This window comes from Kamptonema formosum PCC 10802 (assembly GCF_000332335.1).
Taxonomy (GTDB): domain Bacteria; phylum Cyanobacteriota; class Cyanobacteriia; order Cyanobacteriales; family Oscillatoriaceae; genus Oscillatoria.
This window is the reverse complement of sequence record NZ_KB235948.1, coordinates 3,094,829-3,104,606: the sequence shown is the minus strand read 5'-3', so window position 1 is coordinate 3,104,606 and position 9,778 is coordinate 3,094,829. Positions and strand designations below refer to the sequence as shown.

10 protein-coding genes are annotated in these 9,778 nt (G+C 53.2%); 6 read left to right on the top strand and 4 right to left on the bottom strand.

All coding sequences use genetic code 11. The annotated features are described in order from the left end of the window. Positions 1–514, bottom strand: a 514-nt coding sequence (locus tag OSC10802_RS52925; protein ID WP_198525112.1) for a hypothetical protein, incomplete at its 3' end; no start/stop codon positions are given. 248 nt (positions 515–762) lie between these two features. Here OSC10802_RS52925 and OSC10802_RS0113320 point away from each other — a divergent pair. From OSC10802_RS0113320 to OSC10802_RS0113305, 5 genes are all read left to right on the top strand, one after another. Beyond that, positions 763–1,005 (top strand): hypothetical protein, encoded by a 243-nt coding sequence (locus tag OSC10802_RS0113320; protein WP_017717258.1) that lies wholly within the window; start codon positions 763–765, stop codon positions 1,003–1,005. Between the two features lie 65 nt (positions 1,006–1,070). Beyond that, entirely contained in the window at positions 1,071–1,358 is a 288-nt protein-coding gene (locus OSC10802_RS55600) for a hypothetical protein (protein WP_017717257.1), read from the top strand. After that, positions 1,336–2,415, top strand: a complete 1,080-nt coding sequence (locus tag OSC10802_RS0113310) for a glucose-6-phosphate dehydrogenase (RefSeq protein ID WP_017717256.1) — start codon at positions 1,336–1,338, stop codon at positions 2,413–2,415. The genes OSC10802_RS55600 and OSC10802_RS0113310 overlap by 23 nt, the downstream gene beginning before the upstream one ends. A gap of 215 nt (positions 2,416–2,630) precedes the next feature. Continuing rightward, positions 2,631–2,759 carry a hypothetical protein gene (locus OSC10802_RS55595; protein WP_255349136.1) on the top strand — a complete coding sequence of 43 codons (129 nt, stop codon included), beginning with the start codon at positions 2,631–2,633 and terminating at the stop codon, positions 2,757–2,759. 142 nt (positions 2,760–2,901) lie between these two features. Continuing rightward, positions 2,902–4,674 carry an N-acetylmuramoyl-L-alanine amidase family protein gene (locus OSC10802_RS0113305; RefSeq protein ID WP_026098438.1) on the top strand — a complete coding sequence of 591 codons (1,773 nt, stop codon included), beginning with the start codon at positions 2,902–2,904 and terminating at the stop codon, positions 4,672–4,674. A 178-nt stretch (positions 4,675–4,852) separates the two neighbouring features. Here OSC10802_RS0113305 and OSC10802_RS0113300 read toward each other — a convergent pair whose 3' ends face one another. Beyond that, the gene (locus tag OSC10802_RS0113300; RefSeq protein ID WP_017717254.1) at positions 4,853–5,869 is read right to left on the bottom strand and encodes a hypothetical protein; all 1,017 of its coding nucleotides are present in this window, start codon (positions 5,867–5,869) and stop codon (positions 4,853–4,855) included. A gap of 138 nt (positions 5,870–6,007) precedes the next feature. Between OSC10802_RS0113300 and OSC10802_RS0113295 the strand changes: the two genes are divergently transcribed. Continuing rightward, positions 6,008–6,574, top strand: coding sequence for a hypothetical protein (locus OSC10802_RS0113295; protein ID WP_017717253.1), 567 nt, complete (start codon positions 6,008–6,010; stop codon positions 6,572–6,574). Positions 6,575–6,763: 189 nt separating this feature from the next. On the opposite strand, the gene OSC10802_RS0113290 is transcribed toward OSC10802_RS0113295, so the two are convergent. Continuing rightward, positions 6,764–7,279, bottom strand: coding sequence for a DUF29 family protein (locus tag OSC10802_RS0113290; protein ID WP_017717252.1), 516 nt, complete (start codon positions 7,277–7,279; stop codon positions 6,764–6,766). Positions 7,280–7,411: 132 nt separating this feature from the next. Further along, on the bottom strand, positions 7,412–9,526 hold the full coding sequence (gene argZ / locus OSC10802_RS0113285; protein WP_017717251.1) for a bifunctional arginine dihydrolase/ornithine cyclodeaminase: 2,115 nt from the start codon (positions 9,524–9,526) through the stop codon (positions 7,412–7,414). Between the last annotated feature and the right edge of the window lie 252 nt (positions 9,527–9,778).

Below are 9,778 nucleotides of genomic sequence, written 5' to 3'. Positions count from 1 at the left end.
CCAACCGCGAGAACCGGCCTTTCCGATCGCCCACGCCAAGAGGTTTCCAGCACCCGATTGGGGAGGAACCGGCCAGAGTGGGGGGCAATTCCCCTTGGCCAACCGCGAGAACCGGCCTTTCCGATCGCCCACGCCAAGAGGTTTCCAGCACCCGATTGGGGAGGAACCGGCCAGACGGGGGGCAATTCCCCTTGGCCAACCGCGAGAACCGGCCTTTCCGATCGCCCACGCCAAGAGGTTTCCAGCACCCGATTTGGCACGAACCGGCCAGACGGGGGGCAATTCCCCTTGGCCAACCGCGAGAACCGGCCTTTCCGATCGCCCACGCCAAGAGGTTTCCAGCACCCGATTTGGCACGAACCGGCCAGACGGGGGGCAATTCCCCTTGGCCAACCGCGAGAACCGGCCTTTCCGATCGCCCACACCAAGAGGTTTCCAGCACCCGATTTGGCACGAACCGGCCAGACGGGGGGCAATTCCCCTTGGCCAACCGCGAGAACCGGCCTTTCTTCAAGCTTCCTTTTAATATACCTCCTTCTTAGGAGGAAGACAAGCCACTAAAGCCCTTACTATTTAAACTATTTCGCCTATTTAAGCTATACAACCTATTTAAAATACAGCTTTTATTTCGCCTACTGAAACTACAAAAACTACGCAACAGCAAAAACAGCTATTTCTTTTATCCGCAAAAACATTGCCAAAAAATTTGCCGGTCAGTAAGAATAGCAGTGAAGGGTAACTTCGGCATCGGAGGATGCGCGTATGAAGGCAACCAATGAATATAACCAGTGCCAAACCCACGAAATCGAGCGGGTGTTAGAAACCAGCCACCCGAATTACAAAGCTGTCTTAGCTGAATCCAGCCTGCTGGAGCAAGTGAAGCAACTGGTAAACCAAAAAAGCCAGTCCTCTGCTAGCCCCAGCCGCGAATTAGTCATCTATGAAGCGGTTTGCAGCGTAATTCAGCAGCACGCGAAACTCGAAGTCTCAGTCTGGTTTGGGTAAGGTTCAGAAACCGGGTGGCTAACCAACCCGGTTTCTGACAAATCAATCAATCTGGAGCTAGTCAAATGAAAAAGCAACTCGTTATTTTTGGGGCGACTGGAAATCTTGCGAGACTCTACCTCATCCCTTCCCTTTATCAGCTTTGGCTGCAAGGCAAAGAGGTAAAAATCATCGCTGTTGGCTTAGAACAGTGGTCAAAAGAAGAGTTTTGCGCTCGCACCCTCGCCGCGATGAAAGACAAAGGCTCTGCCCCAGAAGGCATCGAGCAAAATTGGCCATCCTTCTCTCAAACAATGGTTTACATCCCACTAGATTTGGAAGCAGCTACCTATGAGTTACCAAAAGTTGCGTGAAGCGCTCGAACCCAACACCCCAACCAGCTTTTACCTCGCTCTACTCCCCCAGCACTATCCGCTGGCGATTCAGGGAATAGCCACTAATGGCTTGTTGCAAGCTGACAGCGAAGTTATTCTGGAAAAACCTGTGGCAACCACACAAGCTAAAGCCCAAACTCTGCTGAATTTGCTGCGAGAACTGCAGATAGAGAATCAAGCCAGCTTAGTTGAGCACTTCAACCTAAAAGAGAGCCTGAGCAATGCCCTGCACTTTCGATTAAGTACGCCATTTGAAGCCTGGTTGAACCGAGACAATGTGAAGGGAATTCGCATTTATGCCCTCGAAAAAATTACTGTCCCTAATGAGCGAGTGCCATTTTTTGACAGTATTCGCTCCCAATTACGGGACATGATCACCCACTTGTTAGCCATGAGCTACCCATTGCTCATAGACTTGCCCCCTGAAGGCTTAGAGGTTGCCAGTCTCCGCCGACAAAAGGAAAAAATCGCCCAGAGTTTGCGGGTAGTTGATGCCGATACAGCTGTGTGGGGACAGTATCAGGGTTATCCAACACCCACCACTTCTACCTTTACAGCTTTCACCTTAGAATGCGACACTCCCCGCTGGAAAGGCGTTACAATTAAAGTTGTAACGGGAAAAGGCTTGCCTGAGAAATATTGCGGGATGGAAGTAATATTCCGGGAACAGTCTCAAGTGAAAAACTTGTTTAGCAACATTGCGCCGCGTCTAGTCTTCCGGCACTATCCCAACGAGGGAATCGCGTTTTATTTCCCTGTCAAGCGACCTGGAGCGGGGCGGCAACTGGTGCCAGCTAAGATGGAATTCACCTATCAAAGTGCTTTCCAGCAGGTAAATCAGCCCGCGTATTTACGCCTACTTGCTGATATCTGCGCCGGAGATAAATCCAGCTTTGCCAGCCCCCTCGAAGCCTTGCAAGCGTTGCGAATTGCTGATCAGTTAGAAGCCGGCGGGCATTCTTTGGTCAAATATCAGGTGGGCACTTATCCTGAAGAGGCCAAAGACTGGTTGCCATCAGAGGCTGAATGGTTGTAGTGGGGATCATGTCACTTTTTAATCCGCTGAATCCGCGCTCAAAGTAGAACGCGCCGGCAGCGCTTTACAATTAGCCCGCGCAGGCGGGCTTTGTCTGTATAGACGCGATTTCTAATCGCCAGTCTATTAGCAAAAGTTACATTTTTCAGTTGGATGAAGTGCGTCCCAGAAACCCGGTTTCTTTAAGAAACCGGGTTTCTCAGTACCTCACGAATATGAAAAACGCCAGAATGTCTGGGGATAGCGCCCGACATCCACCGGCGCGGCATCCTTTTTTCCCCCAATATCCCCTCTTCGCTCGCAGAACCGCAGCACCGGCGTCTCGCCGGCGCACCCTCCCCTAGCAACTAAAAACCGATTGCACTCCGGACACTGACACCCTCAGGGTGTATAATCAGCTTCAGCCTGGTGAGGTCAGCGGATGACAGCCCGAGGCAGAAAAAAGGCAAATTTTGGGTTTTAAGGTTTAAGTAGCTTGAGGGCGGAATGCGAAAAATTATAGCATTGAGTTTGTTGTTAGGGTCTGTAATTATGTCTCCAGTTCGGGCAGAACAAGTTCGGGCAGAACAACCGCTTTTTGTGGCGTACCCACCGGCTGACCACAAGACTGTATCAGACCGGATTTTCCTGATAGGCACAGCGCCGCCAAATGGGGAAGTGTTGGTCAATGGCAAGGCGATTGAGCGCAGTCGGGCCGGCCATTTCGCCCCCACTTTTCCCCTGCAGCTGGGAGAAAATGAATTTACGCTGCGGTATGAAAACCAGGAACTCAAAATTAAGGTGACGCGGGAGTCGGCAGCGCCGGTGCTGCCTGTGGGGCTGGGGTTTGGAGAAAATTCTCTCACACCGGCAGCCGATATTGCCAGAATGCCGGGGGAGTTGATTTGTTTTGGCGCGGTGGCACCGGCAAACGCTACGGTTTCCGTGCGCCTCGGCAATTTAACCATTCCCCTGATACCGCAGTCGCAAGCAGCGCTGCCGGCAAATAACGCCGTGCTCACGGGCCAAAATCAGCCGGTCACATCAGCTGGAGAGTACCGGGGGTGTGCGGTGGCACCGGCAGCAGCGGGGGATTTGGGCCAACCCGAGTTCCAGCTGGCGCTCAATGGCCAGACAAAAACCCAGGTAGGGCCGGGGAAAGTTTCGGTGATGTCGCCGCTGCCGGTGGAGATTGCCGAGGTGACAGCAGATGCCGGTGTGGCGCGAACCGGCCCGAGTTCCGACTATTCTCGCCTGACTCCTTTGCCCAAAGGCACGCAGGGGGCGATTACTGGGCGCGAGGGCGAGTGGGTGCGTCTGGATTACGGCGCGTGGATAAATCAAAAGGAAGTGCGCACCTTCAGCGGTGGGGTTCCGCCTCGATCCCTGATTCGCGGCATCGCTTCCCGTGAGGTTGGCGACGCCACAGAGGTGAGATTCCCCCTGGAGGTGCCGGTGCCGGTGAGTGTGCGCCAAGGCACCAGCACCCTGAAGCTGACGCTGCACAACACCACCGCCCAAACGGACACCATTCGCCTCGATAATAACCCCGTGATTTCTCGCCTCGACTGGCAGCAGGTTACGCCCGGACAAGTGGAATATACGTTTAATCTCAAATCGCAGCAGCAGTGGGGGTACAAATTGCGGTACGAGGGCACGACTTTGGTGCTGTCTTTGCGGCACCCGCCGGCAAAAGGCAGCAGATCTCAGCCGCTTGCCGGTGTTAAGATTATGCTCGATCCGGGGCACGGCAGCAAGGAAGACCTCGGTGCAAAAGGGCCGAATGGCTATCCGGAAAAAGACGTGACCCTGATTGTGTCGAAGCTCTTGCGAGATGAGCTGGTAAAGCGCGGGGCGACGGTGTTTATGACGCGGGAAGGGGATGATGATTTGTATCCCCAAGACCGGGTGGTGATGATTGAGAAACAGGAGCCAAACCTTTCTATTAGCCTGCACTATAATGCTTTGCCCGATAGCGGCGATGCGATGAACACGAAAGGTATAGGCACGTTTTGGTATCAGCCGCAAGCCGAAAGCTTGGCGATGTTTTTGCACAACTATTTGGTGGACAAGTTGGACCGGCCTTCTTATGGTGTGTTTTGGAATAATCTTGCCCTGACTCGTCCGGCAGTGGCTCCATCTGTCCTCCTGGAATTGGGGTTTATGATTAATCCGATTGAGTTTGAGTGGATTGTGAATCCGGAGGAGCAGGAAAAATTGGCGGCAGCGCTTGCGGATGGCATCGTTGAGTGGGTTGCCAATTCCCGAAAATTTAAGTAAATAAAGAAACCAGGTTTCTCTAGCGGTTCTCAGTTGGATGAGCTATGGCCCAGAAACCCGGTTTCTTTAAGAAACCGGGTTTCTCAGTCCCTCACTAATATGAGAAACGCTATAAATTACCAACTCACCCTACAAAGCCAACCGGCGGCGAGTGTGGGGGCGGGTTTAGGTGCCGCCGCTAACGCACCCTACTGCTATCCCAAATCGGAAGTTTGTTAACTGCTTCGAGTGTTAAACCGGCATAGGTGGTGCCGTCTTTTCTCCAAATTTCTTCACCCAAATAACCTTTAGGGCCATCATGGGCTTGCGGGCCAATGTTAATTTCTTTATAGCGCCCGTGCAGACGCGCTTGATTGTAGGGAGAAGCCATGTTCCACAGCCAGCGCGTCGGAAACACAATGCCGCCTATATTCTGAATCGAGTCTCGCTCGCCTCGCAAGTGATACATCTGCTGGAGCGCATTAAATCCATTGGTTCCGTGAAAGACACCCCCCAGAGAAACGACAGTGATTTCTGCGTTTAGCCATTTCTTAAGATAAGGGGCTGCGCCCAGGGAAACTTGCACGCCACCGCTCGTACCGAGAAGAATGATTTTAAGCGGTCGCTCGGAGGGAGCCGGCAGGGGAGCCTTGGCATTCATCCGGCTGACAATTGCCTTTGCAATCCCCTGATTGTAAACCGGCCCGTAGCGAGGATCTGCGGAAATTGCGAACCGCCAGAGATTGCGGATTTGAATCAGCACACTAATGATTTCTAACCCTGCTTTTGGGTGATGGGCAAAGCGCCACAGGGGAGCCATCAGTCGATCTCCTCCCAGACTCTTGTTCGCCGCTGAGTAGGGAAAAACATCCGCAACCGTTACGCAGTTCGGATGAAGCTGCTGCAAGTGATTTAGAAAAAAGGTCTCACCCGGATCTAATTCATCGGCAGAAAAATCCCCCACTCCGGGTAGAAAGATAATATAACAATTTTTATGGGCAGATTTTACTGCAGTCCTTGCTATCTTTTGGGCTGGCGGGAGTTGGGGCCGGTTCTTCCTCAACCCCAAACTCTCCGCTCCTTCCCTCAGCCACCACACCAGAGTTCCCAACGGCGATAGCGCTCCCGAAATTAGGAGTGCGATGCCGGCGATAATCAACACATTCCAGGTTTTCTCCCTCAGCCACAGAAGTATGCGCCCTGTTACCTTAAACATTTCATAACCTTCCCTGCGTAAAGGTATTTTTGTCAGTCAATCGCACCGGCGAGGTTGGCTGACTTTTTTGCGCTAGTTGTATTACTGATATACTAGAAGATCGAATTTGTCAATAGCTGTCAGCGGCAGGGACGCAACATGAGTGACGGAGAGTCAAGAGTAAGTTTCAGAGCCACCCTCAGGAGCGCACTGGCTTTGGATGGACATTTTTACGACAATGCTAGAAATACTTATGGCAACCGCCGGATAGCCCGAAGGATAGTCATTTTAGCCGCACTCTCCCACATGCTGGGCAGCGCGGTCATCTTGTTGATTAATTTGGCACCTCTCCCTGTCCTGCCTGTAGCACTTCTGCTGGATGGCCTCAGCGTGGTGGGAGGCTATTTTTTCTGGACGCGAACTATTGCCAAGATAGGGCAGTGGCTGAAACCGAATCACGTCACCTATGAAGAGTTGCTGATTCCTATTGGCTTTGCCTACGCCCCGCAAGTGCTGAATTTCTTAACGCTGGTTCCGTTTCTGGGACAGCCGATTGAGCGGATATTATCTGTCTGGAGTTTGCTGGCTGTGATTGTTGCTGTCCGCCAAGGGTTGGATATTACCACTCTTGTCTCTGGGGTCATCTGTTTGGCCGGCTGGCCGGTGATTCAGCTAGCGATCGGCTTTGTGCAAGTCTTTCAGCAGGAACTGGTGCGGCGCTTTTAGGAAGTGGGGAATTTGGGCGTCACCGCAGGGGCTGTAGGGCTAAAGCCCAACTACAAACCGCTTGGGCTAAAGCCCAACTACAAACCGCTTGAGCTAAACTGAATGTTACCAGACTCACGCCAATCTTGCATTCGTACCCCAGAAAAGCGTTTGTGATATAATAATAAGGTGGTTCGCCTTTCTTTACCTCTAATTTTCTATATTCCACTCTTCACCCCCAGGTAACTGAGCTAAAGACTCATCGATGACAGCCGGCAGCTCCTTGGCTGCGTGGCTGTATGTCAGAGCGAGCAACCTAGTTGCAGTCAGTATGAGCTGCGGTTTATCCAGCATCTCTGACAGCTGAGCGCGACTCAGGCGTCCATTCAGCACTTCCAGACTCGCAGGACGAATCGCTAACTCAATTGCTTTTTCAAGAAAGGGCTCCCATTCATCCGGCTTGATGTAGTAAGAAGTTTGATTTTCTTTGATATTTAGCTCTTGAATTTCTACAACTGAATTTTCAATTGAAGCCGCCCAAGAATTGGTTAAGCGGCGCTCAACTAGGTTTTTAATCAAGTGAACCATCAGCCTGATTAAAAAGGATTGGATATTCCGCAGAATTGCTTGTTTGCTCATGCTTTCTATATCGCCCACGATTGCCAAAGCATCTGCGTAGCGCCCTTCTACAATGCTATTTCTGAGATCTATTAATTCCTGAGTCATCTTTTTTCCTTCCACCAGATTTGACTCTGCCCTTGCTAATTATAGCACAGCACCGGCATCGAAGCCAGCGGTTGATTGAGCCGAGCAAAAATAAACATAAAGGGCGGGCTTTCTCGCCCGCCCCGCAAACATCTACACAGGCGCAGTAACTGGGTAAGGAGCAGTCAGCAGATCCAGCTGCTTCACCAGCAAGCTGAGGAACAAGCCGACATCCGTAACCACGCCAATGGATTCAATTGAACCCCGATCGCTGAGTTTTGTCACCACTGCGGGGTTGATATCCACACACACCATCTTCACCCCAGCCGGTGTCATATTGCCCACGCCGATCGAGTGCAGCATCGAGGACAGCATCAAAATCATCTCTGTCCCTCGCAACAGGCGGGCGTACTCTTCTTGCGCCTTAATCAGATCCATCTCGGTGTCTGGCAGTGGGCCATCATCGCGGATGGAGCCGGCAAGGCAGAAGGGCACGTTATTTTTCACGCACTCGTACATGACGCCACGGGTGAGGATGCCTTGCTCGACAGCAGCAGCGATACTGCCATACCGGCGGATGGTGTTAATCACCTTCAAGTGGTGCCGGTGTCCGCCGCGAACCGCAACCCCCCGCTTCATATCGACGCCTAAGGAGGTGCCCATCATCGCTTGCTCCATGTCGTGGACGGCGATCGCATTCCCGCCTAAGAGCGCTTGCACATAGCCCTCCCGGATCAGGCGAGACAGGTGTTCCCCGCCGCCGGTGTGGATGACCACCGGCCCAGCTGTCACAACCACCTTGCCGCCGCGATCCCGGATTTGCCGCAATTCCCACGCCACTTGCTCAACCACCAATTCCACGCGGCGCTCGCTGGAAACGCTTCCCGACATAAAGCTGAATTCCTGGCTGTTGCGCTGATCGCGAGATTCTGGTTTGCGCACGGTGCGGATGCCAGCCACATCCACCACCACACCTTCCCCGACTTGCAAATCCCGCAGGAGTTTGCAGCGAGCCACCGGCCCAGAAGCGGTGTGGGTGATGGCAATTGCCCCATCCATGCGCTGATTTTGCACCCGCACCCACTGTCCGCTCACCCGCACTTCAGTCGGATAGATAGTGCTAACATAGAAATCATCGGGAGCCACACCGGCCATCAGTACCGGATCGAGCTTAGCGTCGCGCTCGTCTTCAGGCAGATTTACCGCGCCCAAATCGATCAGCCCGGAGAGGATCTCTTCCATTACCTCGTGGGAAGGAGCGGACACCTTCACCTCTGCAGAGGAAGTGCTTTGCTTTTGCTCTCCCAAATTGAAATTCAGCACTTGGAAGCTGCCCCCAGCTTCCATAATCCTGTCCAAGGCGCGGCTGATCAAACCCGTGTCCAGCAGGTGCCCTTCCAGGCGAACGATGCGGCTTTCCACTGCCACATTGGCGTGGTGTTCTGCGATCACCGGCTCAGTCACCCGCAGCGTCAGGCACTTCGCAGCCCCCCCTGCTTTGAGGAATTCCGTCAGCTGCGTATCGACGACTTCAAACCCAACTGCGGCGAGACGCGCCACCAGCTCGTCACTCGCCTTGTTCATCACCACGATTTTGTCGATGTTGACGGCGTTGCAGGCGAAGTTCACCGCATCCGCCTCCCCAATAGCAATCCGCTTTTCTGGCGGAACCCGCATTTCAATGATGCGGTTGGAGTAGAAATCAAACGCCGGCGGGTAGTAGAGCAAATAGCCGCCGGTCAGGGGACAGAAGCAGGTATCCAGGTGATAGAAGCGCTCATCGACCAGCTGCAGGGACACCACTTCGATGTCGAGCCATTTTGCCAGATAGGGGTGTGAGTCGAGTTCCGAGCGGAAGCCGTATCCCGCCCACAGCCACCGCCCCTCGCGATCCAGCAGCGCATCGCCCGCTCCTTCAAAGGGCAAGTCTTTCGGCAGTTCGTGTACCGTGTAGCCTTTGGACTCGAACCACTCTTTGAAGAACGGCTCCTCCCCCTGTCGCTCTTTGTGCAAAAAGCGGCTGAGAACCACATTGTCTCCCAGTACCAGACCCGCGTTTGCCGTAAATACCATATCTGGCCAACCCTGCTGGGGGCTGACTAAATCGACCACAGCGCGATCTTTGAGGATGTGGTAAAGCTTGTGCCACTGCTCGACGGCCCGATCCCGCGAGGACTTGTGGATATTTCCCTCCATCCACGGATTAATCACATAATCCACATCGTAGTGGTCGGGGGGGCACATGAGGAAGCGAATCGAATCGTTCATAAAATGAAGCTGTAACGGGATAAACTTCCGAGTCACGGAATTTGCCGTGCAGCCTCCGCAAAAACCACTCCTTTCCTCTGGAACAAGCAGTGGCTTTAAGAGCTGGGGCTGGCAGGCGGCTTAAAGGTCAACGCTCTATTCTAGCACATCCCCGCGCCGGTGTGCCGTTTGTAGTTGGGCTTTAGCCCCACCGTTTGTAGTTAGGCTTTAGCCCCACCGTTCCTAGGGGCGGGTTGAAGCTATGGCGCATTC

Bases quoted from the DNA above. Each gene is read 5' to 3' on its own strand.
- OSC10802_RS0113305 (WP_026098438.1), top strand. From the start codon at position 2,902: ATGCGAAAAATTATAGCATTGAGTTTGTTGTTAGGGTCTGTAATTATG.
- OSC10802_RS0113320 (WP_017717258.1), top strand. From the start codon at position 763: ATGAAGGCAACCAATGAATATAACCAGTGCCAAACCCACGAAATCGAG.
- argZ (WP_017717251.1), bottom strand. From the start codon at position 9,526: ATGAACGATTCGATTCGCTTCCTCATGTGCCCCCCCGACCACTACGAT.
- OSC10802_RS55595 (WP_255349136.1), top strand. From the start codon at position 2,631: ATGAAAAACGCCAGAATGTCTGGGGATAGCGCCCGACATCCACCGGCG.
- OSC10802_RS0113310 (WP_017717256.1), top strand. From the start codon at position 1,336: ATGAGTTACCAAAAGTTGCGTGAAGCGCTCGAACCCAACACCCCAACC.
- OSC10802_RS0113300 (WP_017717254.1), bottom strand. From the start codon at position 5,869: ATGTTTAAGGTAACAGGGCGCATACTTCTGTGGCTGAGGGAGAAAACC.
- OSC10802_RS0113290 (WP_017717252.1), bottom strand. From the start codon at position 7,279: ATGACTCAGGAATTAATAGATCTCAGAAATAGCATTGTAGAAGGGCGC.
- OSC10802_RS0113295 (WP_017717253.1), top strand. From the start codon at position 6,008: ATGAGTGACGGAGAGTCAAGAGTAAGTTTCAGAGCCACCCTCAGGAGC.
- OSC10802_RS55600 (WP_017717257.1), top strand. From the start codon at position 1,071: ATGAAAAAGCAACTCGTTATTTTTGGGGCGACTGGAAATCTTGCGAGA.